The 26,113-nt window shown below is 44.6% G+C and carries 27 protein-coding genes, 1 tRNA gene and 1 pseudogene; 11 read left to right on the top strand and 18 right to left on the bottom strand.

Annotated elements, in window-relative coordinates:
• Positions 1-176: 176 nt before the first annotated feature.
• Positions 177-1,571, bottom strand: a complete 1,395-nt coding sequence (gene murD / locus M5J74_RS25680) for a UDP-N-acetylmuramoyl-L-alanine--D-glutamate ligase (RefSeq protein ID WP_250014042.1) — start codon at positions 1,569-1,571, stop codon at positions 177-179.
• A gap of 66 nt (positions 1,572-1,637) precedes the next feature.
• Between murD and M5J74_RS25675 the strand changes: the two genes are divergently transcribed.
• Positions 1,638-1,871 (top strand): hypothetical protein, encoded by a 234-nt coding sequence (locus tag M5J74_RS25675; protein WP_250014040.1) that lies wholly within the window; start codon positions 1,638-1,640, stop codon positions 1,869-1,871.
• On the opposite strand, the gene M5J74_RS25670 is transcribed toward M5J74_RS25675, so the two are convergent.
• The 11 genes from M5J74_RS25670 to M5J74_RS25620 all read right to left on the bottom strand — a co-directional run bounded on the left by M5J74_RS25670 (position 1,868) and on the right by M5J74_RS25620 (position 9,953).
• Entirely contained in the window at positions 1,868-2,188 is a 321-nt protein-coding gene (locus M5J74_RS25670) for a hypothetical protein (RefSeq protein WP_015156836.1), read from the bottom strand. The genes M5J74_RS25675 and M5J74_RS25670 overlap by 4 nt on opposite strands.
• Before the next feature lie 21 nt (positions 2,189-2,209).
• Entirely contained in the window at positions 2,210-4,372 is a 2,163-nt protein-coding gene (locus tag M5J74_RS25665; protein ID WP_015156835.1) for a peptidase domain-containing ABC transporter, read from the bottom strand.
• Positions 4,373-4,478: 106 nt separating this feature from the next.
• Positions 4,479-5,786 (bottom strand): HlyD family secretion protein, encoded by a 1,308-nt coding sequence (locus tag M5J74_RS25660; RefSeq protein ID WP_015156834.1) that lies wholly within the window; start codon positions 5,784-5,786, stop codon positions 4,479-4,481.
• A gap of 112 nt (positions 5,787-5,898) precedes the next feature.
• On the bottom strand, positions 5,899-6,120 hold the full coding sequence (locus M5J74_RS25655; RefSeq protein ID WP_015156833.1) for a hypothetical protein: 222 nt from the start codon (positions 6,118-6,120) through the stop codon (positions 5,899-5,901).
• Between the two features lie 205 nt (positions 6,121-6,325).
• The gene (locus M5J74_RS25650) at positions 6,326-6,586 is read right to left on the bottom strand and encodes a CTB family bacteriocin (protein ID WP_015156832.1); all 261 of its coding nucleotides are present in this window, start codon (positions 6,584-6,586) and stop codon (positions 6,326-6,328) included.
• Between the two features lie 110 nt (positions 6,587-6,696).
• A complete protein-coding gene (locus M5J74_RS25645; RefSeq protein ID WP_015156831.1) occupies positions 6,697-6,960 on the bottom strand; it encodes a CTB family bacteriocin in 264 nt (87 codons plus the stop codon).
• 124 nt (positions 6,961-7,084) lie between these two features.
• Positions 7,085-7,348 (bottom strand): CTB family bacteriocin, encoded by a 264-nt coding sequence (locus tag M5J74_RS25640; RefSeq protein ID WP_015156831.1) that lies wholly within the window; start codon positions 7,346-7,348, stop codon positions 7,085-7,087.
• A gap of 80 nt (positions 7,349-7,428) precedes the next feature.
• Complete coding sequence (locus M5J74_RS25635) at positions 7,429-7,689, bottom strand: CTB family bacteriocin (RefSeq protein WP_015156829.1); 261 nt, start codon at positions 7,687-7,689, stop codon at positions 7,429-7,431.
• A 124-nt stretch (positions 7,690-7,813) separates the two neighbouring features.
• Positions 7,814-8,080, bottom strand: a complete 267-nt coding sequence (locus tag M5J74_RS25630) for a CTB family bacteriocin (RefSeq protein ID WP_015156830.1) — start codon at positions 8,078-8,080, stop codon at positions 7,814-7,816.
• Between the two features lie 80 nt (positions 8,081-8,160).
• On the bottom strand, positions 8,161-8,421 hold the full coding sequence (locus tag M5J74_RS25625; protein WP_250014038.1) for a CTB family bacteriocin: 261 nt from the start codon (positions 8,419-8,421) through the stop codon (positions 8,161-8,163).
• A 770-nt stretch (positions 8,422-9,191) separates the two neighbouring features.
• The gene (locus M5J74_RS25620; protein WP_106168935.1) at positions 9,192-9,953 is read right to left on the bottom strand and encodes a response regulator transcription factor; all 762 of its coding nucleotides are present in this window, start codon (positions 9,951-9,953) and stop codon (positions 9,192-9,194) included.
• 1,130 nt (positions 9,954-11,083) lie between these two features.
• Between M5J74_RS25620 and M5J74_RS25615 the strand changes: the two genes are divergently transcribed.
• A complete protein-coding gene (locus M5J74_RS25615; protein ID WP_250014036.1) occupies positions 11,084-13,210 on the top strand; it encodes a serine/threonine protein kinase in 2,127 nt (708 codons plus the stop codon).
• Positions 13,211-13,404: 194 nt separating this feature from the next.
• The gene (locus M5J74_RS25610; protein WP_250014035.1) at positions 13,405-15,126 is read left to right on the top strand and encodes a hypothetical protein; all 1,722 of its coding nucleotides are present in this window, start codon (positions 13,405-13,407) and stop codon (positions 15,124-15,126) included.
• Between the two features lie 143 nt (positions 15,127-15,269).
• On the opposite strand, the gene M5J74_RS25605 is transcribed toward M5J74_RS25610, so the two are convergent.
• The gene (locus M5J74_RS25605; RefSeq protein ID WP_181246451.1) at positions 15,270-15,779 is read right to left on the bottom strand and encodes a shikimate kinase; all 510 of its coding nucleotides are present in this window, start codon (positions 15,777-15,779) and stop codon (positions 15,270-15,272) included.
• Positions 15,780-15,860: 81 nt separating this feature from the next.
• On the bottom strand, positions 15,861-16,022 hold the full coding sequence (locus M5J74_RS25600) for a hypothetical protein (protein WP_250014033.1): 162 nt from the start codon (positions 16,020-16,022) through the stop codon (positions 15,861-15,863).
• 128 nt (positions 16,023-16,150) lie between these two features.
• Here M5J74_RS25600 and M5J74_RS25595 point away from each other — a divergent pair, with 128 nt between their 5' ends.
• The 6 genes from M5J74_RS25595 (at position 16,151) to M5J74_RS25570 (ending at position 20,787) form a co-directional block, all read left to right on the top strand.
• A complete protein-coding gene (locus M5J74_RS25595; RefSeq protein WP_250014031.1) occupies positions 16,151-17,626 on the top strand; it encodes a leucyl aminopeptidase in 1,476 nt (491 codons plus the stop codon).
• 65 nt (positions 17,627-17,691) lie between these two features.
• Positions 17,692-18,576: a prolipoprotein diacylglyceryl transferase gene (gene lgt, locus M5J74_RS25590; protein WP_250014029.1), complete on the top strand. Its 885-nt coding sequence runs from the start codon at positions 17,692-17,694 to the stop codon at positions 18,574-18,576.
• Positions 18,577-18,737: 161 nt separating this feature from the next.
• Complete coding sequence (cobM, locus tag M5J74_RS25585; protein ID WP_015156820.1) at positions 18,738-19,562, top strand: precorrin-4 C(11)-methyltransferase; 825 nt, start codon at positions 18,738-18,740, stop codon at positions 19,560-19,562.
• A gap of 125 nt (positions 19,563-19,687) precedes the next feature.
• Complete coding sequence (locus tag M5J74_RS25580; RefSeq protein ID WP_015156819.1) at positions 19,688-20,167, top strand: flavin reductase family protein; 480 nt, start codon at positions 19,688-19,690, stop codon at positions 20,165-20,167.
• An 86-nt stretch (positions 20,168-20,253) separates the two neighbouring features.
• A complete protein-coding gene (locus M5J74_RS25575; RefSeq protein WP_106546744.1) occupies positions 20,254-20,607 on the top strand; it encodes a phenylpyruvate tautomerase MIF-related protein in 354 nt (117 codons plus the stop codon).
• Positions 20,608-20,714: 107 nt separating this feature from the next.
• Positions 20,715-20,787: transfer RNA gene (locus M5J74_RS25570), tRNA-Arg, on the top strand.
• Positions 20,788-20,795: 8 nt separating this feature from the next.
• On the opposite strand, the gene M5J74_RS25565 is transcribed toward M5J74_RS25570, so the two are convergent.
• Positions 20,796-21,809 carry an NAD(P)-dependent alcohol dehydrogenase gene (locus M5J74_RS25565; protein WP_250014027.1) on the bottom strand — a complete coding sequence of 338 codons (1,014 nt, stop codon included), beginning with the start codon at positions 21,807-21,809 and terminating at the stop codon, positions 20,796-20,798.
• Positions 21,810-22,074: 265 nt separating this feature from the next.
• Here M5J74_RS25565 and M5J74_RS25560 point away from each other — a divergent pair, with 265 nt between their 5' ends.
• Together M5J74_RS25560 and M5J74_RS25555 are read left to right on the top strand one after the other, a co-directional pair.
• Positions 22,075-22,431 carry a helix-turn-helix domain-containing protein gene (locus M5J74_RS25560; RefSeq protein ID WP_015156816.1) on the top strand — a complete coding sequence of 119 codons (357 nt, stop codon included), beginning with the start codon at positions 22,075-22,077 and terminating at the stop codon, positions 22,429-22,431.
• A gap of 95 nt (positions 22,432-22,526) precedes the next feature.
• Positions 22,527-22,709, top strand: coding sequence for a hypothetical protein (locus tag M5J74_RS25555; protein ID WP_250014026.1), 183 nt, complete (start codon positions 22,527-22,529; stop codon positions 22,707-22,709).
• Between the two features lie 32 nt (positions 22,710-22,741).
• Here the strand turns inward: M5J74_RS25555 and M5J74_RS25550 are convergent, their stop codons facing one another.
• The 3 genes and pseudogenes from M5J74_RS25550 to cbiD all read right to left on the bottom strand — a co-directional run.
• Positions 22,742-23,005 carry a hypothetical protein gene (locus tag M5J74_RS25550; RefSeq protein WP_015156814.1) on the bottom strand — a complete coding sequence of 88 codons (264 nt, stop codon included), beginning with the start codon at positions 23,003-23,005 and terminating at the stop codon, positions 22,742-22,744.
• 9 nt (positions 23,006-23,014) lie between these two features.
• A complete protein-coding gene (gene guaA / locus M5J74_RS25545) occupies positions 23,015-24,604 on the bottom strand; it encodes a glutamine-hydrolyzing GMP synthase (protein ID WP_041462616.1) in 1,590 nt (529 codons plus the stop codon).
• A 159-nt stretch (positions 24,605-24,763) separates the two neighbouring features.
• Positions 24,764-26,040 (bottom strand): annotated as a pseudogene (gene cbiD / locus M5J74_RS25540) (cobalt-precorrin-5B (C(1))-methyltransferase CbiD); the annotation flags it as partial.
• Between the last annotated feature and the right edge of the window lie 73 nt (positions 26,041-26,113).

Here is a 26,113-nt window from a genome sequence, read left to right as displayed (position 1 = left end):
GCAATACAATTATCTTAAACTCGGTCGGGATAGCGTAATTTACTCTAACTTCAGCAGTATGTCACATCTAAAGTATGAGCGCAAGTCCAAAAATACTAAATTTCTATCCATAAACCGTAGTAAAAGATAGAAACGTAATCTGCTGGTATTCGGAGTTGAGTTAGCTCGGTCGAATTCTATTGCACTAACTGCATACATAACTGCCGAAAATCGTCGCCGCGTTGCTCGAAATTTTGGTAGCGATCGAAACTGGCACAGGCAGGAGAAAGCAAGACAACCCGTGCCTGATATTGTGGGGCTAATTCTGCGGCTCTAGACACGGCACGCGCCATCGTTTCCACAATCTCGTAATTGTTGTAACCCACTTGAGATAGACGTGAGGCAAAAGCTGGCGCAGCATCGCCAATGAGTAAGACGGCGGCGGCTTGAGCTTGAATTGTTTGCAACCATGCTAAGTCATCACCAATTTTTGCTTCGCCGCCAGCAATCAGAATTGCAGGGCTAGTGACAGAAGATAACCCAACTTGAGCCGCATCGTAGTTAGTTGCCTTGCTATCGTTGATAAAATCAATTCCTTGCCAAGTGCAAATGTGTTCTAAGCGGTGGGGAACGCCTGGAAATGTAGCTATTGCAGTGGCGATCGCCTCTTTGTCAATGCCTGCTAATCGCGCCACCGCTACCGCCATCAGCAGATTTTGCAAGTTGTGCGCGCCTACCATCCGTAACGCCGACACCTGCACGATCTGCTCCTGCCCAAAGATAACCCAATCATCTTCAATATAAGTCCCTAAATCAGGACTGCAATTGAGGAAAGCTTTACCTTTTACACTTGTCCAGTAAGCATCCTGCCAATCATTTAGCTTCTCCTGGCTCAGGAAAGCATCATCGCCATTAATCACTTGCAATTGGGATTGATGCACTAGGTGCGCTTTAATGTCGTAATACCGCTCTAAAGTTTTGTGGCGGCTGAGGTGATCGGGTGTAAATGTCGTCCAAACACCGATACGCGGCGCAACCGAGGGAGCAGATTCAATTTGATAGCTGCTGATTTCGGCAATTATCCAATCGGGATATTTAGTAGGGGCGCACGGCTGTACGCCCCTACTATTATTTTGGAATTCCAAAGCTACATCGCAGACGGCATGACCGATATTCCCACAGGCGGGGGCGTTGAGTCCGGCGGTTTGAAAGATTGCAGCAACTAAAGCTGTCGTTGTGGTTTTGCCGTTAGTACCAGTGATTCCTACCCAGGGAACAGCGTTGAGATAGCGCCAAGCCAGTTCCATTTCACCAATCGTCTCGATCCCTAATGCTCTGGCACGATTTAAGATATCTGCATCCCAAGGTACGCCAGGACTGACAACAATTAACTGGGGTGAATCCGTGCTGTCTAAACTTGGAGTATGACCCAAACGAACTGTAATCTCCTCTGCTGCGAGTTGTTGCTGTTGCTGGCGCAAAGATGCAGAATCAGAGCGATCGCTCAGTATCACTTGCCAACCCTCTCGTTTCAACAGTCGGGCAGCAGCAACACCAGATTTTCCGAGTCCGATTACACAAGCATTGGACATACGCTATTTAGCAAAATCCCTGGACTAAGCACTCTATATAGTAAGGGGCTAGTGGGAAATTTGCCAATGCAAGGCGCGAGAGGTAAGGGAAGGACAAGGGGGACAAGGGAGACAAGGGGGACAAGGGGGACAAGGGAGACAAGGGGGACAAGGGGGACAAGGGGGACAAGGGGACAAGGGAGACAAGGGGGACAAGGGGGACAAGGGGGACAAGGAAACAACAATTCTAGTCGCCAGCCACGAGCCACCAGCCACTTACCCTGCTCCCTGCTCCCTACTCCCTGCTCCCTAGCTAACTAGCTAAACAGAGACATCAATAAACTAAACATATTCATGCGAGAACGACGCGATCGCCGTCCGCCACCGCCGCCACCGAATAGAGATAGTAGAGGCATCACAAACGTAGTTTGAGACATTTTATAACCAGTTCGGCGAGTCGAAGACGTACCGTCGTTGAAGTTTGTAGTTGCTTCGGCGGAAGTATCAATATCAGTTTGTTGGAAAAATATAGGACCAAACAGATCTTGTAAACTCGCTCCCCCTGCTACTGATTCTTGTTCCCGATCGGATAATTCAACAAATAGTGCTGTATCTTTAATTTCTGTCATCTGAGACATAGCATCCTCCCCATTTCTTCATTAAGGTAAGAAAAATTTCAAATGTTCCCCTGGTGCATGACGCAACTCTGATAGGGGTCCTTGGACGACCAATTTACCTTGATTCATTAACACCACCCACTCTGCGCGATCGACCACGGCAGGACGGTGAGTAATTAAAATTGTGGTTTTGCCTTTACGGGCAGCAAAAAGCCGTTCCAAGACTTCAAATTCGCCGATCGGATCGAGTCCAGATGTCGCTTCATCCAAGATCAGCACGGGTGGGTTGTTTACAATAGCGCGGGCGATCGCCAACCTCTGCCGCTGTCCTCCAGACAAGTTCGCCCCAAATTCTCCTAACACTGTCTGATATTTATTTGGTAGTTGGCTAATAAAGCCATCTGCATTAGCAATTTGACAAGCTTTCACTATTTGTTCAAACTCAAGATGGGGATTACCTAAACGGAAATTATCTAAAATCGAGCGACTCCAAAAGTGGGGTTCTTGAGGAATTAAAACAACTTGCTGACGCAAACAATCGAGCGATAAATCCTGCAAGTTATATAAGCCAATCCGAATATTTCCCGACTGCGGCTCGTACAACCCCGAAATCAGTTTTGATAAAGTACTTTTACCACAACCCGACTGTCCGATCAAAGCAACAATTTTTCCTCCAGGAAGTGTGACTGAAAAATCTTCTAATAAATCTATCCGTCCCGCATGATGAAAACAAATATGCGAACATTCAATGTCAGCATCGGGTAAAATTTTGGCAAATGGTTTATAAGTGTCTCCTACAGATTCTGGCGTAGCATCAATCACTTCTAAGAGGCGAGTGACAGCAGTTTGAGTCCGAAAATATTCATCAGTCAGTCCAATTAAAGAACTAATTAAGCCGATGACATTTCCCTGCATACTATTGAACGCCAGCATTTGACCGATGCTGAGTTCGTTTTTAATCACTAAAACGCTACCATAACCTAATAGAGCAATGCCCCCAATACTACTAATAAGTTGCGTAAAAGTACTATTAAGAATACCGAGTTTAATCGTACTAAATGTTAAATTTGCCATTCGTCCAAAACGGCTCTGAAATTCATCCCAGAATTGAGGTGCAGCTGTTGTGGTTTTCATCACCATCGCACCTTTAAATGTTTCTACTAATACACCCTGATTCTCAGCTGATAATATTAAAAGATTACGTGTTTTTTGCTGTAGCGTCGGCAAAAATGGTACAGTAGAAAAAGCCATTACCATCCCTACTAGTAAGACGGTAAGTGTTAGTTTCCAACTATAAAATACCATAAATGCGAAAGAAATTATCGCTATAAAAATCTGGCTGGGTAGGTGAGCGACAATTTGCGAAACTAACTGGTTAATTTCACTAATATCTCGCAGACGACTGGTAATTTCTCCACTACGACGAGATTCAAAATAACTTAAGGGCAAGTGCAAGAGTTTGCGACCGAATTCTAACACCAATCCCAATTGCAACCGCTGACCGAAATGAGAGATCATGGTTGATTGCAACAGTCCCATCGTGCTGCTAAAAATGTTGGTCACGATCACAGCAGCTACCACCACCGTGAGTAACTGCATATCTCCCCGCACTAGAACATCATCTGTAAGAATTTGAATTAAAATTGGGCTGGCTAAAGAAAGTAAACCTAAAACAATATTGATCCCAAGTGCTTCTAGCAATAGCAGGCGATAAGGCCAAATTCTGCGGAAAAAGCGTGAAAAACCGCCAGAAGATTCTTCTTCTCCCATATTATGGAAGCGGTCTGGATCGGGAACCAGCAACAGCATGATTCCACTCCAAGCTTCCAACAACTCTCGCCGGGTGAGGTAACGAATACCAACTGCGGGATCGGCGACAACAAATTTATTACCTTGCCGTCCAAACAAGACAATCCAGTGGTAGCCTTGCCAGTGAATGATGGCTGGGAGAGGGACTTCATGAATTTTGTCTAAAACCTCACTCGATGCTTTGACCGATCGCGCATTTAATCCTAAAGCTTCAGCACCGCGTTTCAACCCTAACATCGTCGTTCCCAGTTGTCCGGTTCCGACTGCTTCCCGACTGCGGTTGATGCTCAAAACTTTACCGTAATGCTTGCAAATCGTTGCCAAACAAGCCGCCCCGCAATCTTCCTCACTCGCTTGTAAAATCGCTTGATATTTTTTCTTCAGCAGACTAACCATGATAGATGCAGGCAATTCAGTTAACAGTGACCAGTGACCAGTTAGTTTTGACTTTTGACTTTTGACTTACCAATGACAAATGACAAATGACAATTGACCACTACTTTTAGATACCCGAAAGAATTCTTGCTTTACGTAAAACGAATTGTAATGGTGTCTCTGATTTGGAAATAATGTCTACTGTCCCTTCCATACCAGGTTGCAATCGACACAGGCGATCGCCAGTACCGACAAACCACGTATTCGGCTGAATTGTCACCTCATATGCGCCTGCTGGAGTCGGGGACTCGCTGGCTGCACCGCTAGCAGTAGGTACGACATCGGGAGCCACGGTTTTGACTACACCCTTAAGCGTGCCGTAGTCGGGGTAAGGACAGGCGGAAACGCGCATCTGAACTTGCTGACCTGGCTTGATCTTGCTAATCTCTGCGCCTGGGACGTAGGTTTTGATGTCTAAACGCGAGTTGGTGCGGGAAATTTGGGCGATCGCTTGTCCGGTGCTAACTACCTGTCCTGGGTTGCGCAACTCTAGTTTCAACACCGTACCATCAGTGGGGGAGAGAATCATGGTCTTGCTCAGTTCTACCCCCATTTGTTGAACTTCTTTAGTGTCGCGGGCAACTTGGTTTTGTAATTCGATTTGGTTACTAACTAAGTTTTTACGTTCTTTTTGTAATGCGGCTACGGTTGCCATACCCCGTGCTTCTTCTTGGGCGATGCGTTCGTTGGCGATCGAGACTGTAGCATTACTGGGGTTGAGATTGGCTTTGGCTTGATTGACTTTTGCCTGCGCCGCTTTATAAGCTTGTTCTTTTTCTTTAACTTGTAATATAGGAATTGCGCCTGTATTGGCTAGTTGACGGTAGCGTTGCATCTCCTCTCGCGCCAGATCTAATGAGGCTTGAGCGACTTGCACTTCTGCGATCGCTGTCTGTTGTTTGGCAAGGTAATCTCTTTGCTGTAGTTGCAATTCTGCTTGGGCGGAAGCAACTGAACGAGTTGATAAATTTGATTCTGCCGCAATTTGACTATCGATGGAACTCAACTGAGATGAAATTTGTCTCAGTTGAGAACGGCTTTGTTGAATGCTGTCAAGTAATTGGTTTCTTCTAGTTAAAATTTGTGAATTGTCAACGTAAGCGATCGCGTCACCTTTTTTCACCAATTGGTTTTCTTTGACGGTAATATTTCTGACAACGCCATCGGATGCCGATTGGACAATTTGGACTTCGCCGCGAATTGATGCAGGTGCTTTAACTGTCACGTTGTAGTTGAGCGTAGCAGCCAAGGATACCGCTGCACTGAAGGCAACTACCAGAACTCCGCCGCCAATTGTGACTGTAGGACTAATTGAGGGTAGAAACTCTTCGCTTTCAACTATTCGTAGAGATTCTGGATTGACTTCGCTAACCATGACTGTGAACCTTTAAACTACATCATTTGTCTGAGACGTTGAGCGCAAAAGTTAGGTAACTGCGATCGCTATTAAGAAAACTTCTAGTTCTCGCTTTTGTTATAAATCTTTTCTAGAAGATATAAAATCTTGACATTGGTTTAAGCAGGAAGGGATGATGAAATGGATCTTTCTTACCATTGTCTGATTCTGTTTGGCGGCTTGTTTCATGTTCCGTAGATTCATGAGTTTCCTTATTAATTTCGGTATAGTTAGCGCCGCCAGCTACAGACTCTTGTTGCTCTGTGGTTAATTCTAAAAACAATTCTGGTAATAGATTTTTCGGAAAAGACATGGTTGATTTGCTCCAATTGTTACAATCTCATTCATTTCGTCATAATAAAAAACTTCCAGAGACTTCATACCTTGGGTTGTTCTCATTTATGCACCGAGCTAGGCAAACCAAGCGCAATGAAAACGGTAGTGGAAGCTCTGGAGTTGTTTAGCGGATAGTCTGTACTACTGATTTATCTATCCATCACCGTAATCTTTCTCAGCGATTACTTGGCAGTAAAGTACTTGAAGGCATCAGTTTCAAACTTGTGGTTGGCATTCAAGTAATCTTGCTCAACATAGCTACCGTCGCGAGTCGAAGCAATCCCTACCTTGAGATGTTGCACGGATTTGTTTTCTTTCAAGCTGGTTCCCAGAGCATCATAGATGGAATTGTCACCATAGCTGTCCCAAGAATAACCACCTGCGACTAATTGTTGTTGCTCGTCAGATAGTTCGACAAATAACTCGGTGTTTTCGTTAATCATTGTGAGTAATCTCCTGAAGTTGTTTAAATGACTTAATTTAGATTTTGCTGGGAGGTAATTCTCTCGTTGGAGTTGAGAGAATTACACCTTATGAGTTCAGTTAGTCTGAACTATTTAGCTGTGAAATACTTGAAAGCGTCAGTTTCAAACTTGTGGTTGGCATTCAAGTAATCTTGCTCAACGTAGCTACCGTCGCGAGTCGAGGCAATTCCTACTTTGAGATGTTGCACGGATTTGTTTTCTTTCAAGCTGGTTCCCAAAGCATCATAGATGGAATTGTCACCATAGCCGTCCCAAGAATAACCACCTGCGACTAATTGTTGTTGCTCGTCAGATAGTTCGACAAATAATTCAGTATTGGTTTCGTTAATCATTGTGAGTAATCTCCTGAAGTTGTTTGAGTTGAAGTTATTTGGGTGAATTAATTTGAGATTTGCTGAGAGGTAATTCTCTCGTTGGAGTTGAGAGAATTACACCTTATGAATTCAGCTAGTCTAACTACTTAGCTGTGAAATATTTGAACGCATCAGTTTCAAACTTATGGTTGGCATTCAAGTAATCTTGCTCAACGTAGCTACCGTCGCGAGTCGAAGCAATTCCTACTTTGAGATGTTGCACGGATTTGTTTTCTTTCAAGCTGGTTCCCAAAGCATCATAAATAGAATTGTCACCATAGCCGTCCCAAGAATAACCACCTGCAACTAATTGTTGTTGCTCGTCAGATAGTTCGACAAATAATTCAGTATTGGTTTCGTTAATCATTGTAAGTAATCTCCTGAAGTTGTTTGAGTGACTTAATGTGTTGTACGTTTGTGGTTCGAGAATTATGCACTGAAGTTCAATTATTTAGCTGTGAAATATTTGAAAGCGTCAGTTTCAAAGCTTTGGTTAGCATTCAAGTACTCTTGGTCAACATAGCTACCGTTGCGAGTTGAAGCAATTCCCACCTTGAGTTGTTGCACGGATTTGTTTTCTTTCAAGCTGGTTCCCAAAGCATCATAGATGGAATTGTCACCATAGCCGTCCCAAGAATAACCACCTGCGACTAATTGTTGTTGCTCGTCAGATAGTTCGACAAATAATTCGGTATTTTCGTTAATCATGATGAGTAATCTCCTGAAGTTGTTTGAGTTGAAGTTATTTGGGTGAATTAATTTGAGATTTGCTGGGAGGTAATTCTCTCGTTGGAGTTGAGAGAATTACACCTTATGAGTTCAGTTAGTCTGACTATTTAGCTGTGAAGTACTTGAAGGCATCAGTTTCAAACTTATGGTTGGCATTCAAGTAATCTTGCTCAACGTAGCTACCGTCGCGAGTCGAAGCAATTCCCACCTTGAGATGTTGCACGGATTTGTTTTCTTTCAAGCTGGTATTGAGAATGTCATAGATGGACTGACCATCACCACCGCCGGGATAAGAATAACCACCTGCAACTAATTGTTGTTGCTCGTCAGATAGTTCGACAAATAATTCAGTATTGGTTTCGTTAATCATTGTAAGTAATCTCCTGAAGTTGTTTGAGTGACTTAATGTGTTGTACGTTTGGGATGCGAGAATTATGCGCTGAAGTTCAATTATTTAGCTGTGAAATATTTGAAAGCGTCAGTTTCAAAGCTTTGGTTAGCATTCAAGTACTCTTGGTCAACATAGCTACCGTTGCGAGTTGAAGCAATTCCTACCTTGAGATGTTGCACGGATTTGTTTTCTTTCAAGCTGGTTCCCAAAGCATCATAGATGGAATTGTCACCATAGCCGTCCCAAGAATAACCACCTGCGACTAATTGTTGTTGCTCGTCAGATAGTTCGACAAATAATTCGGTGTTTTCGTTAATCATTGTAAGTAGTCTCCTGAAGTTGTTTGAGTGACTTAATGTGTTGTACGTTTGTGGTTCGAGAATTATGCACTTAAAGTTTAGTTCGTTTGAGTTTTAATCTTTAAAATACCTAAAAGCTTTGTTGTCAAAAAAATAGTTTAAGCTTGGTATTTTTAATCAATACAATAACTTTTAAAGTTATTGTATTGATATTCAGATTTACCGACCGTTTTTTATACAGATTCGGTTTAGAGAACATCTTTTAGTGCTGAGAGAACGCTGTAAGAGTAACTACCAGCTTTAGTTGTTGTTTCTCGTTATTTAATCCTACAGTTAGTTCAGATTTGATTTCGGAAAACCTGTTTGAAAAAATTTTTGTTTTCTCTTGCTCAGGCTATTATTCGTCATCTACTAATAATCTATAAAAAGATTCAGATTATTTGTACGGCAAAGTTACCCAAAGCAATGGGTGAGTTCACTAGGTATATGCCCGTTTTAAAACAGTAGATATGCTATCTATTTTTAGAGGTTATGATATTAAAAAAGCCAAGTCAAGTACTAGGATATAATAGGTTTCTATGGAAACATATTATCCTTAGCACCAAACTTGGATGGCAGATAATAAATATTCTATTTTTGTTGTCTTTAGTAGAAGGCGGTTTAACTAAAAGAAATTTCTGTTGAGCAAGTAAATGGGGAGGAATATAAAAAACTACAATTAAATATTGCTAAGACACCATAGATAGAAAAAGAACATACTGTTTGATGCGATCGCAATCTTTACGAGTGTCTTAAGAAATTAAATGGTTCTCCATCGCAAAGCGCAGCAATTCAACACGATTGCTAGTTCCAGTTTTACCTAACAAATTGCTCACGTATTTCTCTATCGTGCGCGGACTGAGAAATAGATTGGTAGCAATTTGAGAATTAGATAGTCCCTGCGCCAGAAATTTGAGTACAGCCTGTTCTCTGTCTGTGAAATTAATGTGAGATCTAGTAGCTGCAATTGCTGCTTGGATTTGGGAATGCAATTGGTGGCGTAAGGTTTCAGTTGGCGATGAAATTGGTGTTGAGACACTGAGAGGATTGTAGTCGAAAGTATCTGTAGAGACAAGTAGCCTACCTGTATTTTGTGCGCGATCGCGCAGGCGCAATTCCCATTGCATCAGTTGAGATATCAGCTGCGATCGCTCCAGCAGATTGCGAACGACAGCATGTAACTCATCTAATTCAAACGGTTTAGGTAAGTATGCATCGCCTCCCATTTGATAGCCGCGAATGCGTTCTTCTGTTTCCGTGCGTCCGGTTAAAAATACGACAGGCAATAACCGAAATGCCGGACGCTGACGCACCCATCGAATCAGTTCGTATCCATTCATCTGCGGCATCATAATATCGGTGATAACTAAATGAGGTTGATATTCCTCAATAATTCTCAGCGCTTCTTTTCCATGTTCTGCCGTGACTACTGAGTAACCGATTTGCTCCAATGCATAGCTGGTAGAAACACGAATCGACGGCTCATCATCAACCACGAGAATTAGTAACGACATAGGACGCAAACATTTCCTAATAACTTGTGAAGGCTCGATTTGAGCTATATGCGCTGACCTACTAACCAAATGTTATATCAAATGTTATATATAGATACGCTGCAATTTTAGATTTGATGCATGGCGATCGCTTGTAGGTTTCCAGCAGAGAAAGCATATCTGGCTCAGTTAAACTTTACAAAAAACAACAATTTTTGTCCGCAGTAAACAAAATTTTTTTCTAGGCTGATGCATTGTATGTATAACTACAAATTCAACTTGAGTGATAAAGATTACGGAAAAAGTGCATACTTCTAAGTAAATTTGTTACCAGCACCCAAGACTAACAGCAAATTGCATAAAAGTAGCAAGATTACCCATAGCAAATGTTGCAGAGATGCAAGCAAAAGCTACAGAATGCTCTGCCTTAAGTGGTAAACCTAACTTCCTCAGAGTTTGGTTAAAGTCGGGAACCGTGCTTAATTTTTTTTAGCTTTGTTTTGTTTAAATCGATATTGTAATGCTGCTTAGCATTGCAAATAGGCTGTAGTTAGCACCCTTTGCTATCTGTCTGCAAGGTAGACAGCGTCACAGTTATCTTTCTCGTGTTTTTGTATAGCGAGTTTTGCGCCTCGATGATGCCAAGATCGAGAAGCAAAGAAGAAATTTTCTTACATCACTAATTTAAGTATTTTCCCAGCCAAAGTGTCAAAACCAGCCGTAGTCTTTATTAAATCTTTACTGAAACTCAACATAAGCTTAACTCCAGATTAACCGAAAGTAGCAGTAGATGTCGTAACAAAATTTCATTATTTTGCAGAGTTCGACTTAGTAAAGTTTTCTAGTTAGTAAAGTTTTCTAGCAAAACCATTCTTGCCGATCCGTTGCCGATGCTAAGTATAAGACAACTAAAGCAGGGATAACTTGAACTAGTACAGCTAAGATAGCAAAGATAGACCAGATGTTAGCGTGCATGGGGTTTCTCCTACTGCGCAATGCTTGTTACATGTTACTTAGGTTGCCCTCAGTTAGTTTATGCAGCGATTCGACCAGCAGTAGAGACGTTACATGTAATGTCTCTATACTGACAACTGATAACTGACAACCGAACGTGGTATGTTAGAACTAAAACTGAAAATCAGCAACTTCCGATGGCAGCAATCTTGTTAAAAAATCGTTACCGAGTGCTGCGAGAACTAGCAAATAGGAGGTTTGGGAAGACTTTTTTAGCAGAAGACACTCAGATGCCTTCTGGTAAGAAATGTATCATTAAGCAGCTCAAACCGATCGAAAACAGTCCCCAGGTCGATCGAATAATCAGAGAAAAATTTCAGCGTGAAGCCGCAACTTTAGAAACGCTAGGCGATATCAATAGTCAAATCCCTCGTTTGTATGCCTATTTTATAGAGGCTGGAGAATTTTATTTAGTTCAAGAGTGGATTCAAGGTCAAACTCTGAGCGATCGCGTCCAGCAAGTAGGACTGTTTAGCGAACGAGAAGTTAAAGAAATACTATTAGATATACTGCCAGTTCTGCAATACATTCACAGTCAAGGTATTATTCACCGCGATCTAAAACCAGACAATATTATTTGGCGATCGCGAGATAGCAAACCCGTACTAGTTGATTTTGGCACGATTAAGGAAATCATGGGAACGACGGTAACGGCTTCCGGTCGTGCCACAAGTTCGATTGTGGTAGGTACGCCAGGATTTATTCCCAACGAACAAGCAGCGGGAAAACCTTTATTTGCTAGCGATTTATATGCTTTAGGCTTGACAGCAATTTATTTACTGACAGGTAAGATGCCGCAAGAACTGAAAACTAACCCTTTGACGGGTGAGATCCACTGGCGACAGCAAACATTAAATGTGAGTCCAAAATTTGCGGTGATTTTAGATAAAACAATACAACCATCCGCCCGCGATCGCTACATGAATGCGCCTGCTATGTTAGCAGCTTTGCAGCAGCTCGACACTCATACTGTTCCACCGAAAGCTAGTGCGCCGCAAACGCCAGCGAGTGCAACTCCACCGACTCCTGCTTCACCGAGATTTAGTGCGCCACAAGCACCACCGAGTGCAACTCCATCCACTCCTATTCCACCGAAAGTTAGTACGCCGCAAGCACCACCGAGTGCAACTCCATCCACTCCTATTCCACCGAAAGTTAGTACGCCGCAAGCACCACCGAGTGCAACTCCATCCACTCCTATTCCACCGAGAGTTAGTGCGCCGCAAACGCCAGCGACTGCAACTCCACCGACTCCTGCTTCACCGAGAGTTAGTACGCCGCAAACGCCAGCGAGTGCAACTCCACCAAATCCTACTCCACCGAGAGTTAGTGCGCCACAAGCACCACCGACTACAACTCCACCGACTCCTGCTTCACAGACAATTATTCCAGAATCCTCTCCTCCGCCACCAACGGCAGTTTCTACGCCTCCCAAGCAAGTAGAGAGAAAAGAAATTCAGACAAGCGTTACTTCAGGTAAAGCTAATCGTGAAAAAGCTAAAACCTCTGCTACTAGTAAACTAGTCACTTTGGCAAAAGCTGCTTTAATTCTTTGCGGTAGCTTAGTAGCTTTAGCCGTACTATTTGTTGCAATCAGCTATGTAACAAGACCAAAAACGAATTCTATCAATAATGACTCTCCTACAGCGATCGCAGAGCAAAACGGCAAACCGAGTGAATTGAATTCCTCGTCAACAACTAACAATCAGCCAAATGGTGTTTCTCCGCAGCCAGCATCGACAACATCAAACTTGAACGAGCAAGTGAAAATCGGTCGGCTAAAAACTTATACTTACAATACCAATCTGTTTTCCATAGACGTACCGGAAAACTGGCAGCGTCGCGATCGCAGTACGACAGGTGAAGCAATTGTAAGCTGGTACGATCCGACAAATAATGCAGCTATTGTAGTTGATGTCTTTACCAGAGAAGCATTTCAGCAAAAAGGTCAAATTCCCCAAGCAAGATTGAGCCGATTTTTAGCCAGAGCAGCCCAACAACAGTATCGTGCCAATCCTGATTTTCAGTTAGCTGCCACCGAACCAGCGAGTGGTGGTTGGCTGCAAGTTCATTGGAGTTATGCAGTGACCAACCTGCAAGGTAAAAAAAGCAAAATGTTGGGCTACGGTTTTGTCAAACAAGACGATGACAAAATTTCTTACATTCACTTCATCATTCCTGAGACACAATATCCGCAATTGCGATCGCAGCTTGGTAAAGTTACCTCCAGTTATAGCGTCAACTCCACAGCGCCATTACCTTAAGTTCAACCTGGGTGCATTTATCGCAATTTTCAATTGAATGAGGTACACGTATTTGTAGGGGCGCACAGCCGTGCGCCCCCACAGATGTATTGCTTCTGTATATTTTTGTTTCTCCTATTCTGAAATTTTCTGGAAGACCACGTGTAGGTATAACACATAACAGAATTTCACGAATTTCAATTTTTGGAGAACATATGTCTTTCGTCTCTAAACGCCTCACGCTATTTATTTGGGCGCTATTAATAACGTTAGGACTAGCTGTCACTCAGTCTGCACCATTGAAATTAGCAGTGGCAAAAGAATCGAACCGCGATCGCGCACCGTCTAACCCTCATGCGATGCACCTTACTCAAGCAACATCATCTCAACCCACTGCAACGCTGTTTGACGATCTCGGTAATCTCCACCACCCTATTTCAACGAATTCAAAACTCGCTCAACGCTACTTTGACCAAGGTTTAACCTTAGCATATGGGTTCAATCATGCAGAAGCAGCCCGTTCTTTCAAACAGGCTGCTAAACTCGATCCTGAATGTGCGATTTGCTACTGGGGTGTTGCCCTCGTCCTTGGACCCAACATCAACGCACCGATGGAGCCAGAAGCCGTATCTGAAGCTTGGCGATCGCTCCAGCAAGCACTTAAGCTGAGTAAAAATGCTAGTGACAAAGAAAAGGCTTACATTCAAGCATTAGCAAAACGTTACCCATCGCAGCCAGTTGACGACCGCAAGTCATTCGATCTTGCCTATGCTAACGCCATGCGAGAAGTTGCCCAACGCTACCCAGACGATCCAGATGCAGCAACTTTGTTTGCTGAATCTTTAATGGACACAACTCCCTGGGATTACTGGGAGGAAGATGGCACGCTTAAACCAACAGGTAAAGAAATTATCGCCACCTTAGAGTCAATTCTACAAGAACATCCCAACCATCCTGGTGCTAACCATCTCTACATTCATGCCGTAGAGAAAGAACGTCCCGATTTGGGAGTTGCGTCTGCCGATCGCCTGATGCAACTGGTTCCCAATTCCGGTCACTTAGTACACATGGCATCGCACATCTATATTCGTGTAGGCAGATATCACGATGCCGTACTGTCCAATCAACGCGGGATTGCTGCTGACAACGCTTACGCGGCTCGGAACCAGGTAGAGGGAATTTATCCGTTGGCTTATATGCCCCACAACCATCATTTTCTCTGGTTCGCCGCCTTAATGACCGGACAGAGTAAAGTCGCAACCCAGGCAGCACTTCACACAGCTAAAGTAGATGCAAAACTCATGCGACAGCCCGATTTTGCTGGAGCCTTGCAGCACTTCTCTACGATTCCCATGTATACCTATATTCGGTTTGGTCAATGGGATCGGATTCTCTCAACCTCTGCACCCGCAAAAGATCTGAAATATCCTTCGGGAGTTTGGCACTACGCACGCGGACGCGCTTTTGCTGCCAAAGGTCAGATTAAACCAGCAATGCGGGAATTAAAACAACTACAAGCGATCGCCGCGATTCCAGCCTTGCAAGACATCAAAATTTGGGGCTTTAACTCAACGGCAAGTATCTTAAATATTGCTTCCCAAGTGCTAGCAGGTGAAATTGCCGCACAGCAGAAAAATTACCAGCAGGCGATCGCGCACTTGCAAACAGCGGTCAAGCTAGAAGATGCTCTCGTCTATACCGAGCCTGCCGACTGGTCTCAACCTGCACGACAATCGCTAGGAGGTATTTTACTCAAAGCACGTCGCTTTGCCCAAGCAGAACAAGCCTATCGAGATGATTTGAATATTTATCCCGAAAACGGCTGGTCTCTCTATGGGTTAATGCAAAGCCTTAAAGCACAGAACAAGCAAGCGGAAGCTCAAGTCGTCCAAAAGCAGTTCGAGCAAGCTTGGCAGTATGCTGACAGTTATCAGTGATTCAGCTATCAGTTATCAGTCATCAGTTATCAGTGAAGAGTGGTAGTTGGTAGTTGGTAGTTGCTCCCTTGTCCTCCTTGTCCTCCTTGTCCTCCTTGTCCTCCTTGTCCTCCTTGTCCCCCTTGTCCTCCTTTCCCGACTCCTTACTCCCGACTGCCGACTCCCGCTTTCAACACTGAAGGAATTGCTTCTAATACCTGTGCTGCGATCGCATTTGGCGTATCTTGGGGATGAGGGGTAATGTGCAAGTCAGCTTCGGCGTAGAGCGATCGCCTCTCATCGAGGAGCGATCGCAGTTTTCCAATTGGATCGGGATCTTGTAGTAAAGGTCTAGTATTATCTTCTGCTAAGCGGCTGTAGAGTTGTTCGACCGGCACATCCAGCCAAACAATTAAGCCATAATGCAAATAACTCCAGTTTTCTCGCCGCAGTACTATTCCGCCACCAGTAGAAATGGCGAGACGAGTGTAGGCACAAACTTCTGATAAGACTTTAGTTTCTATCTGCCGAAACGTTGTTTCTCCCTCTTCAGCAAAGATTTGGTTAATTGATTTTTGTGTCAGTTGTTCGATGACTGCATCCGTATCGACAAACCCGTAACCGAGTTGGGCTGCTAGTATTTTTCCTATTGTCGTCTTACCCGCACCCATCATTCCCACCAGGTACAGGTTAATTCCCTTAAGTAAGTCGCTGTCTCCCACTCGATCTGAATTTAACTCATGACTTATATCATTTTAATGGTAATGGGTAATGGGTAAATGGTAATGGGTAATGGGTAATGGGTAATGGGTAATGGGTAGTTGGTAGTTGGTAGTTATTCCCCCTTGTCCCCCTTGTCCCCCTTGTCCCCTTGTCCCCCTTGTCCCCCTTGTCCCCCTTCGCCCCCTAATCCCCACTCCCTTCGGTCGCGGGGAAGAGCGAGTTCCCCCTTGTCCCCCTTGTCCCCCTTGTCTTTCTTCCCTGCTCCCTACTCCCTTTTTTACGCAATACTGGAACAAGAAGCTAAAAAGCGGAACGCAGAGTAATGGAAATTCGAGCGATTGATACACCACTTCTAGACTGGGCTGGAGATGCTCTTGCCCTTGGTTTATTTGAGGATGCTGTAGAATTGACAGGCGAACTGGCAGAGCTGGACGGAAAATTTGCTGGGGCGATCGCGGAACTAATCGCAGATACGGAGTTTAATGCGAAAGAAGGTAGTACGGCGGTGACGCGGGTTAGCGGTGGTAGCGCCGTCCGCAAAGTCATATTGGTAGGACTGGGTAAGCCAGATGGACTAAAAATAGATAGCTGGCGTAAAGCAGCTGCGGCAGTGGCGCGGTTAGCGAAAAAGGAACGGTGTAAAACTTTAGGAATTAGCTTGCCAGCGTGGAATAACGATCCGACTGCAACGGCTCAAGCTTTGGCTGAGGGAATTCAACTGGCTTTATTTCAAGATAATCGGTTTAAGTCAGAACCAGAAGAGAAACCGCCAACTGTAGAGCGAGTTGACTTACTAGGGTTGGGCAGTCAAGATGATGCTGTTACCCGTGCCAGCCAGATTGCTTCGGGTGTAATTTTGGCGCGGGAATTGGTGGCTGCTCCAGCTAATGCCGTAACACCAGTCACAATGGCAGAAACAGCACAGGCGATCGCCTCCGAACACGGATTGGCGGTTGAAATTCTCGAACGGGAAGATTGTGAAAAGTTAGGTATGGGCGCGTTTTTAGGTGTTGCCCAAGCTTCGGAGTTGCCTCCCAAATTCATCCACTTGACCTACAAACCCGATGGTACGCCTAAGCGCAAGCTGGCGATTATTGGTAAGGGCTTAACCTTCGATTCTGGCGGCTTGAATATTAAGGGCGCTGGCAGCGGGATTGAAACGATGAAAATGGATATGGGTGGTGCTGCGGCGACTCTAGGGGCAGCTAAAGCGATCGCGCAACTGAAGCCCGATGTAGAAGTGCATTTTATCAGCGCTGCTACTGAGAACATGATCAGCGGTCGTGCCATGCACCCTGGCGATATCCTCAAAGCCTCAAATGGCAAGACGATTGAAGTGAATAACACCGATGCTGAAGGACGGTTGACTTTAGCAGATGCGCTGGTGTTTGCTGAAAAATTAGGCGTAGATGCGATCGTTGACTTAGCTACTTTAACTGGTGCTTGCATTGTCGCCTTGGGAGATGAGATCGCGGGATTATTTACTCCCCACGATGCTTTAGCTCATGAAATCCAAGCTGCTGCTGAGATTGCAGGCGAAAAGTTTTGGCGGCTACCTATGGAAGAAAAATATTTTGAGGGTTTGAAGTCTGGGATTGCCGATATGAAGAATACGGGTCCCCGTGCTGGTGGTTCGATTACCGCTGCCCTATTTCTCAAACAATTTGTTAAAGAAACTCCTTGGGTGCATTTGGATGTAGCTGGTCCTGTCTGGACGGACAAGGAAAATGGCTATAACAACGCTGGAGCAACCGGTTTTGGCGTAAGAACTCTGGTAAATTGGGTGTTGACTAACTAGATGTAAGATAAATTCCGTAGCCTGTGCTGTTGCACAGGCAAAACACCCTCAAACATATAATCCCAATGCTACCTGCGATTCCCGATTTGCCTTTGGCATGGCAATTTGCTTCTCCTGGACCAATTCTGGTACAAATTGGTCCTTTGACACTCCGATGGTATGGTCTGCTGATTGCCTCGGCTGTATTAATTGGAGTTACTCTATCGCAATATTTGGCTAAACGCCGTCACGTTAACCCCGATATTATTGGCGATGTAGCGATTTGGTTAGTCGTGGGAGCGATCCCTGCTGCCCGCTTGTACTATGTATTATTTGAGTGGTCGAACTATGCTAACAATCCAGGTAAGATCTTTGCGATCTGGGAGGGTGGAATTGCCATTCATGGTGCAATCATAGGTGGAGTTATCGCAACTTTAATCTTTTGTCGGTTACGCAAGATTTCTTTTTGGCAAGTAGCCGATCTGATTGCTCCTTCGCTGATTTTAGGACAGGCGATCGGACGGTGGGGAAATTTTTTCAATTCTGAAGCCTTTGGTAGCCCTACAAATTTACCTTGGAAACTCTATATTCCTCCTAGCAACCGTCCGCCTGGATACGGAAATTTTGAATACTTTCATCCTACGTTTCTCTACGAATCGTTATGGAATTTAATGGTATTCGGGCTCTTAATGTATTTGTTTTTCCGCAGCTTACGAGGATTGCGTTTGAAGACTGGCACGCTATTTTTAACCTACATGGTAGCTTATAGCTTAGGGCGCTTTTGGATTGAAGGATTGCGTACCGATAGTTTAATGCTAGGACCGTTGCGGATGGCTCAAATGGTGAGTCTAGTAGGAGTTGGCATCGGGTTATTAGGGCTTGCTTGGTTATATATTTATCGTCGTTCATTACCAGATGTTGCGCCTCCAGTTACAGCACCAGAACCAAGGATAGAAGTCTCCAAGCGCTGAATCTTAAGAAAAAAAAGCCCTAAGGGCTGAATTTAGGGCTTACTTATGATGCAGCATCTACCAATAGGTATCTTCATCGTGAAGTGACTCGACTTCGGAAAAGAATGTGAAAATTTGGAGAAAATCTTAAATCTGCGATTACAAGCAGCTCTCGATCGCCTATGTCTAATACTTCTGAATCTACTATCGAGTTAAATCGCACATCAATTCCTACCCTCGCCCCAGGAGTATACATTGTAGGGGCAGGACCAGGCGATCCAGAACTTTTGACCGTTAAAGCCCAAAAGCTTTTAATGCAGGGAGATGTCATTCTTTATGCCGACTCCCTCGTACCGCGACAAATCTTAAAAATGTGCCGTCCAGAAGCAGAAATTATCCATACGGCAAATAAAACTTTAGAGGATATTTTACCCGTGATGGTGGAAAGGGTGCGATCGCATAAATCTGTGATCCGCCTGCAATCTGGAGATCCGAGTCTCTACAGCGCCATCCACGAACAAATACAAGCCCTCGCTGCCGCTGAAATTCCGTTTGAAGTCATTCCTGGGATCAGTGCCTTTCAAGCTGCTGCTGCCAAACTCAACGTTGAATTAACCGTCCCCGGACTCGTACAAACAATTATTCTTTGTCGCATTAGCGGACGCACGCAAGTTCCAGAAAGAGAAGAATTGTCATCCCTCGCCGCCCATCAAGCTAGTCTTTGCCTCTACCTCGCCGCCCGTCATGTAGAATCGGCACAAAGCCAATTATTGGCACACTACCCGTCAGAAACTCCCGTAGCAATTTGTTTTCGCTTGGGTTGGGAAGACGAAAGAATTTGTGTCACCACCCTTGACAAAATGGCAGAGACTACTCACAAAGAAAACCTAATTCGTACTACTCTTTACGTTATCAGCCCCGCATTAGGAGAAGTCACGGCAAGATCTCGCCTCTACCATCCCGAACATACCCACCTGTTTCGCCCTCAGCAAAAACTCAATCCATAATTACGGTCACTGATAAGTGATAACTTTGTACGGACGTTACATGTAACGTCTGTACACTGATAACTGTCCCCTGCGGTTCGATAAGATTTACTTAGTGAAGTAAAAATAACTGAGGGGAACGCGCCTTGCTAGACGAACAAGCCAAGAAAACCATGTTGCGGAAGATTCCGCACGGACTTTATGTATGTGGTGTGAAAGATGGAGAAGACGTGAATGGCTTCACTGCTAGCTGGATCATGCAAGCTTCTTTCAAACCACCTTTAATAGTCAATTGTGTCAAACAAGACTCCAAATCCCACGAAATGATTAAAACCAGTGGGGTATTTGCTATCAGTTTTCTCGATGCCGAACAAAAAGACATTGCCCAAAAATTCTTTCAACCCCAACGACGAGTAGGCAACAAATTCGACGATATTGAGTTTTATCTCGGTGAAACGGGGTGTCCGATCTTGACTGACTCTTTAGGCTATGTCGAGTGTCAAGTTGTTGGCGCGGTGGAAAAAGGCGACCATACAGTTTATGTTGGCGAAGTCATCGCTGCTGGCGTTCACCGTGAAGGAGACGCGCTGCGCTTGGAGACAACTGGCTGGCAATATGGAGGCTAGAAAGAGGACAAGGGAGACAAGGGAGACAAGGGAGACAAGGAAGCTATTTTAGTCACCAGCCACCAGCCACTAGTCACTTACTAACTATGCCATTAATTAAAGTCCAAACTTCGATCGCGACTCCTGCTGAATCTGACGTGGAAGCGTTGCTGAAAAGCCTATCTTCCATGTTGGCAAAACATACAGGTAAACCAGAATCATACGTAATGACAGCGTTTGAACCTGGTGTACCGATGACTTTTGCTGGAACGTTAGATCCAGTTTGCTATGTAGAAGTAAAAAGCGTTGGAACAATGAAGCCAGAGCAAACTAAGGCAATGAGTCAAGACTTTTGCCAGCAGATTAACCAGGCGCTGGGTGTAGACAAAAATCGCATCTACATTGAATTTAATGACGCGAAAGGTTACATGTGGGGCTGGAATAGCTCGACTTTTGGATAGTCATCCACAATCGACCAATTTTTTGATAGGATATGTAAGCTCACTTCTAATGTAAGTGCAGCTTACTTTTTGTTAGGGTAGCAATGTTCTACCTTGACTTAGTTTCTGGATCCTTAGTTCAGTGGATAGAACAACCGATTTCTAATCGGTAAGTCAGAGGTTCGAGTCCTCTAGGATCCGTTTGATTCTCACAGGCTTATACAGACTTTGCCCAAGTGTGCGCCGCTTTCGAGATAGGCTAGTGCTGCTCTGGCTTCGTGGAATGGAAAGACCCGATCTATAATCGGTTTCATTTGATGCAGCTTAATACTCCGATTCATGTCTTCAAATAAATCGCGAGAGCCTACATAAATACCTTGGACTCGGATATGTTTGAACAGGATTGAACCAGTGCTGACATCTCCTGCAATACCTGTAAGCACGCCAATCATCGCTACCTTACCGCCATAGCGCACGGCACGAAGGGATTTTGACAGCGTTCCCGATCCCCCAACTTCTACAACTAGATCTACACCTCTACCATCGGTCAATTTCTCAACTTTTTCATCCCAGTCGGACGTAGTTTTGTAATTAATTCCTACATCTGCGCCTAGCTGGATAGCACGGTCTAATTTGTCATCGCTACTGCTAGTTAGAATAACTCGTGCGCCCATCATTTTTGCGAATTGCAAGCCAAACAGCGATACGCCACCTGTTCCTTGTAGCAGCACCGTATCACCTGCTTTAAGTTGTCCCTCTACTATCATTGCATTCCAAGCTGTAACAGCAGCACAAGGTAAAGTTGCAGCTTCTTCATAAGATAGGTGTGCGGGAATTTTGACAACTCCCTGTTCGTCAAAGACAACGTACTCTGCTAATACACCATCGATCGCACCACCAAGAGCAAAGTTGGCTTTTTCTGCTGTTAATTCTCCCGATATAAATGTTTGCATGAAAATGCCTGCAACGCGATCGCCTACCTTCACTCGCGTCACACCTTCTCCCACAGCGACAACTTCCCCCGCACCATCAGAAAGCGGCACTATTACTTTGAGAGATTTGGGATCGTAAGCTCCTTTTGCAACTAGTAAATCTCGGTAATTGAGGGATGCAGTTTTCATTTTTACCAAAACTTGTTTAGCTTTGGGTTGCGGTTGCGGGCGTTCTACTAAAGTTAAAGCATCCAAACCTGGCTTGTCGTTTTGAATTTCGTATGCTTTCATAAATGTCTCCAATTAGTTGACAGACAGCACAAAATTGTAGATTGAGACGACCTCAATCATTGGTTGAAACGCGACAAATAACTAACAGCAAGCTGAAATGAAAGTGCGACTTTACTTCTAATTGCACTTCGTTTAAATAGCTGCACTTCAAAAACTATACTTTGAGTTTCTAGGCTAAATTAAAAATTGACAAGTACGCACAATTTTGTGAAGTAGTATCAAACTTGTGCAGTAGTATCAAAAATTATCCTATCCGAGGCATTCTATGCAAAGCAGACAATACGATTACCGCTACAGTTGCTCTGTAGAAGCAACATTAGATGTGATTGGTGGTCGATGGAAAGGCGTGATCCTATTTCATTTAATGGAGGGAACGAAGCGATTCAACGAACTCCAGCGTCTAGTACAAGGCTGCACTCAAAGAATGTTGACTTTGCAGTTACGCGAATTAGAAAAAGATGGTGTGGTTAAGCGTACCGTTTATGCTGAAGTGCCACCAAAAGTAGAATATTCTTTAACCGAATTCGGTCGCAGTTTAGAACCAATTTTACTGATGATGCGCGATTGGGGCGATCGCTATGTGAGTCAGTTGGTAGAGCAAAAGTCAAAAGTCAAAAGCTAAAAGTCAAAAAGTAAGGGCTAGTACTTACTTGCAGTCAGCAAATACTAACGTTACAATTTATACCACATTACTGACTCTAAAAAACTACAAAAGTCATGGCATTTAATAATCAACACTACTATACTTTTACTGCATTGCTACAGCTTTGGGGGCTTCCATCACAACTAGTTGAGCCTATTAGCCGTCAACTCGCCAACATAGACAATACTCAGCAAGATGAATTGATTCAACTGTTCGCTGTTGAGTTACAAAAAAAACAAAGCCTTAGTGAGAAGTAGGGTGGGCAATGCCCACCCCACTCAAGTACGATTTAGGAAACAAAACCAAAGATTTTGGCAAACCCTCCTAAAATTGCCAGTACTAATCCAATTACCACTCCTCGGTTGATGAATTCCTGGGTGTCAACCCACTTGACAATACCGTCTATTTTTTCATCCAAAACCCAAATTTCGCCTTTGAGTTCTGCTTCCACTCTGACTAGATTGGTTTTGATATCGCTAGCATCTTCTGAAATCTTGTCAACTTTGGTTTCTAACCTAGTCAAGATTTCTTTGAGATCGAACTCTATATTCACAATCTCTTCCTATTCCCACTCGATGGTTCCAGGTGGCTTAGAAGTAATATCATAGACGACGCGATTTACGCCCTTGACTTCATTCACGATCCGATTAGAAATTAGTTCCAACAAATCGTAAGGAACCCTTGCCCAATCCGCTGTCATCCCATCTTCGCTAGTAACGAGGCGTAGGACAATTGGGTAAGCATAAGTACGCTGATCGCCCATGACACCAACGCTACGAATTGGTAAAAGGACTGCAAAGGCTTGCCATACGTCATTGTATAAACCCTGCCGATTGATCTCTTGACGGACGATCAGATCTGCATCGCGGAGAATTTCCAACCGTTCGGCTGTAACTTCACCAATAATCCGAATTGCTAAGCCAGGACCAGGGAATGGCTGGCGCTGAACAATTTCTTCCGGTAAACCGATCGCCCGTCCGACTTTACGAACTTCGTCTTTGAAGAGTTTGCGGAGGGGTTCGACGAGTTTGAATCTCAAGTCTTTGGGTAAACCACCGACGTTATGATGGCTCTTGATCTTCACCGCGACACGTTCGCCTGTTTTGGGATCGACGTTAGTATCGGCAGATTCGATCACGTCTGGGTAAAGCGTCCCTTGCGCGAGGTAGTCGAAGGGTCCGAGACGCTTGGAACTTTCTTCAAACGTGCTGATAAATTCATGTCCGATCCGACGGCGTTTTTCTTCGGGATCGGTAACACCCGCGATCGCAGCTAAAAAGCGATCGCTAGCGTTAACATACTCTACCGGAATGTGAAACTGTTCTCGAAACAACTTCACCAACCGTTCCGGTTCGTGCTTGCGCATAAAGCCTTGATCGATGAATACACAAGTCAGTTTGTCACCGATCGCCCGATGTAACAAGAAAGCTAGGGTAGAAGAATCTACACCACCCGAAAGTGCCAACAACACTCGCTTATCACCGACTTTCGCCCGTACTTCTCGCACTGACTCTTCAACAAAAGCCGCTGTCGTCCAAGTTGGTTCGCAGTCGCAAATATGGTAGACAAAATTGCGGATCAATGCTAAACCACCGATTGAGTGGACGACTTCTGGATGGAACTGCACGCCGTAAAGTTTTGTATTGTGTTCGGCGATCGCCGCACAGCTAGTATTTTCTGTATGGGCGAGAATTTCAAATCCTTCCGGTAGCTTGACGCACGAATCCCCGTGGCTCATCCACATGGTCGTCCCATCTTCTACGTTGGTCAGCAAGTCCGTGGGATCGTCTATACGCAAGGCTGCTTTACCATATTCTCCCCGTTCGGCGCGAACGACTTGCCCGCCTAACTGATTTACCATCAGCTGCATTCCATAGCACACGCCAAGGATAGGGATACCCAAATGCCAAATTGCGGGATCGCACTGCGGAGCACCTTTGTCATACACGGAATTGGGTCCCCCTGAGAGGATAATTCCTTTAGGATTGAGTAGGCGCAGTTGTTCGGCGCTGGTGCGATAGGAGATCACTTCAGAATAAACTTGAGTCTCGCGAATCCGACGGGCAATCAATTCCGAATATTGAGAGCCGAAGTCAAGAATCACGATCGTTTGCCGAGCTAGCCGCCTGAGTGACGTATCTTGTGGCGGCATTTCTGTTTGTATTGTCACTGCTGGAAGTCCTACTGGATGAGAAAAGGTTGCTCTAAGAGATGAAGCTCTCGATGACAAATCTAAAAAATATATCCCTATCTAAAGAGGGATACTAAAACTGTATTTATTGCTATCTTTAAAATGTTTATTCTTATTAAGTTAACACAAGTGATCCAGGATGGTAGTAGCAGTTTCGCTTTTGACTAAAATTTGACGATCGCGGTCAAACAGAACTGTACCAACACTAACTTGGCGATCGCTGTGATTGTAGATATATTCCTGAGAACGTCGATCGATTTCTGCGGCGATCGTTTCATAAACTCGACTTACCCAGTCGCTGTTTTCTCTTACATCCAATTCCCGTAAATATTTCAGCGCGGCTTCCGCTGTAGGACAAGCAAAAATTGCCTGAAGAACGTTTGTCGGTAAGCCTAAATTGGCGCAGTGTGCCGTGAGGATCTCGCGCCGTCCATCAGCCAGGTGGTGGTGCGTGTGAAAAATCCCACCTGCGAGTTTCAGCAGCTTACCATGATAGCCGAACAACAAAATTTCTTTGACTCCCTGCAATCCCGCCTCTACTAGCAGAGAACCCAGCCAATTTGCGGTTTTAACTAACCGTTCGCGATCGATCCCCAGTTGAGGTGCTAAGTCTAGACCATTTTCTCCCACACAAAAAACCAAACTTTCAAACTGTCGTGCTTTTGTTTGTAATTGTTCGCGACAGATATCTAACTGTCCTGGGGCGCTCAAAGGTTGAGAGATCCCTGTCGTCCCCAGCAAAGAGAGTCCATCTACCACGCCAAAAGCAGAATTAGAAGTCCGCTCCGCGAGTTTTCTGCCTTCTGGAAGGATAATCGTAACTTGAATTGTTTCCCCTGGAGCAAGCGATCGCTCTAAGTTGGCGTACAGCAATCTTTGGGCATAGGCGTAAATTGCCGGGGAATTCGGAATTCGGAATTCGGAATTCGGAATTGAAGAATCATTGACTATCCTGCCGATTCCTTCCCCACCATTGATGATGATATTTTGCGGGTGCGTGGTAGTTGGTAATTGGTAGTTGGTAGTTGGTAGTTGGTAGTTGGTAGTTGGTAGTTGGTAGTTGGTGTTGTCTCCCTTGTCTCCCTTGTCTCCCCCTCTCCCTTGTCTCCCTTGTCTCCCCCTCTCCCTTGTCTCCCTTGTCTCCCCCTCTCCCTTGTCTCCCCCTCTCCCTTGTCTCCCTTGTCTCCCCCAGCCCTCTTCTCCCCGACTCCCAATTCTACCAATGCCCAAATTGGGGTATTGCGCGTGATGTCCAAATTATCCCCAGGATCGCTGCGGGTAACTGCTAAAGCCATCCCTGGCTTGAGTTCGGCTACTTGTTCGATCGCAATTTCGACAATTTCAGGTGGTTCGAGTAAGTCGATTGAAACGCGATCGAGCGATCGCCCTTGTTTGATCTGCTGTAAAGCTGCTACAGCCGCAGCACAAGCGAATACTGGTAAGGTGTATCCAGAGCGGGGTGACATGGGT

Origin of the sequence: Chroococcidiopsis sp. CCNUC1, assembly GCF_023546805.1 — a bacterium.
Classification (GTDB): Bacteria; Cyanobacteriota; Cyanobacteriia; order Cyanobacteriales; family Chroococcidiopsidaceae; genus Chroococcidiopsis; species Chroococcidiopsis thermalis.
This window is presented reverse-complemented; position numbering and strand designations above follow the sequence as displayed.

Bases quoted from the DNA above. Each gene is read 5' to 3' on its own strand.
- lgt (WP_250014029.1), top strand. From the start codon at position 17,692: ATGCTACCTGCGATTCCCGATTTGCCTTTGGCATGGCAATTTGCTTCT.
- guaA (WP_041462616.1), bottom strand. From the start codon at position 24,604: ATGCCGCCACAAGATACGTCACTCAGGCGGCTAGCTCGGCAAACGATC.
- M5J74_RS25560 (WP_015156816.1), top strand. From the start codon at position 22,075: ATGCAAAGCAGACAATACGATTACCGCTACAGTTGCTCTGTAGAAGCA.
- M5J74_RS25620 (WP_106168935.1), bottom strand. From the start codon at position 9,953: ATGTCGTTACTAATTCTCGTGGTTGATGATGAGCCGTCGATTCGTGTT.
- M5J74_RS25630 (WP_015156830.1), bottom strand. From the start codon at position 8,080: ATGATTAACGAAACCAATACTGAATTATTTGTCGAACTATCTGACGAG.
- M5J74_RS25670 (WP_015156836.1), bottom strand. From the start codon at position 2,188: ATGTCTCAGATGACAGAAATTAAAGATACAGCACTATTTGTTGAATTA.
- murD (WP_250014042.1), bottom strand. From the start codon at position 1,571: ATGTCCAATGCTTGTGTAATCGGACTCGGAAAATCTGGTGTTGCTGCT.
- M5J74_RS25555 (WP_250014026.1), top strand. From the start codon at position 22,527: ATGGCATTTAATAATCAACACTACTATACTTTTACTGCATTGCTACAG.
- M5J74_RS25610 (WP_250014035.1), top strand. From the start codon at position 13,405: ATGTCTTTCGTCTCTAAACGCCTCACGCTATTTATTTGGGCGCTATTA.
- M5J74_RS25635 (WP_015156829.1), bottom strand. From the start codon at position 7,689: ATGATTAACGAAAATACCGAATTATTTGTCGAACTATCTGACGAGCAA.
- M5J74_RS25640 (WP_015156831.1), bottom strand. From the start codon at position 7,348: ATGATTAACGAAACCAATACTGAATTATTTGTCGAACTATCTGACGAG.
- M5J74_RS25565 (WP_250014027.1), bottom strand. From the start codon at position 21,809: ATGAAAGCATACGAAATTCAAAACGACAAGCCAGGTTTGGATGCTTTA.
- M5J74_RS25605 (WP_181246451.1), bottom strand. From the start codon at position 15,779: ATGATGGGTGCGGGTAAGACGACAATAGGAAAAATACTAGCAGCCCAA.
- M5J74_RS25625 (WP_250014038.1), bottom strand. From the start codon at position 8,421: ATGATTAACGAAAACACCGAATTATTTGTCGAACTATCTGACGAGCAA.
- M5J74_RS25675 (WP_250014040.1), top strand. From the start codon at position 1,638: ATGCAAGGCGCGAGAGGTAAGGGAAGGACAAGGGGGACAAGGGAGACA.
- cobM (WP_015156820.1), top strand. From the start codon at position 18,738: ATGTCTAATACTTCTGAATCTACTATCGAGTTAAATCGCACATCAATT.
- M5J74_RS25650 (WP_015156832.1), bottom strand. From the start codon at position 6,586: ATGATTAACGAAAACACCGAGTTATTTGTCGAACTATCTGACGAGCAA.
- M5J74_RS25645 (WP_015156831.1), bottom strand. From the start codon at position 6,960: ATGATTAACGAAACCAATACTGAATTATTTGTCGAACTATCTGACGAG.
- M5J74_RS25615 (WP_250014036.1), top strand. From the start codon at position 11,084: ATGGCAGCAATCTTGTTAAAAAATCGTTACCGAGTGCTGCGAGAACTA.
- M5J74_RS25595 (WP_250014031.1), top strand. From the start codon at position 16,151: ATGGAAATTCGAGCGATTGATACACCACTTCTAGACTGGGCTGGAGAT.
- M5J74_RS25665 (WP_015156835.1), bottom strand. From the start codon at position 4,372: ATGGTTAGTCTGCTGAAGAAAAAATATCAAGCGATTTTACAAGCGAGT.
- M5J74_RS25655 (WP_015156833.1), bottom strand. From the start codon at position 6,120: ATGTCTTTTCCGAAAAATCTATTACCAGAATTGTTTTTAGAATTAACC.
- M5J74_RS25660 (WP_015156834.1), bottom strand. From the start codon at position 5,786: ATGGTTAGCGAAGTCAATCCAGAATCTCTACGAATAGTTGAAAGCGAA.
- M5J74_RS25575 (WP_106546744.1), top strand. From the start codon at position 20,254: ATGCCATTAATTAAAGTCCAAACTTCGATCGCGACTCCTGCTGAATCT.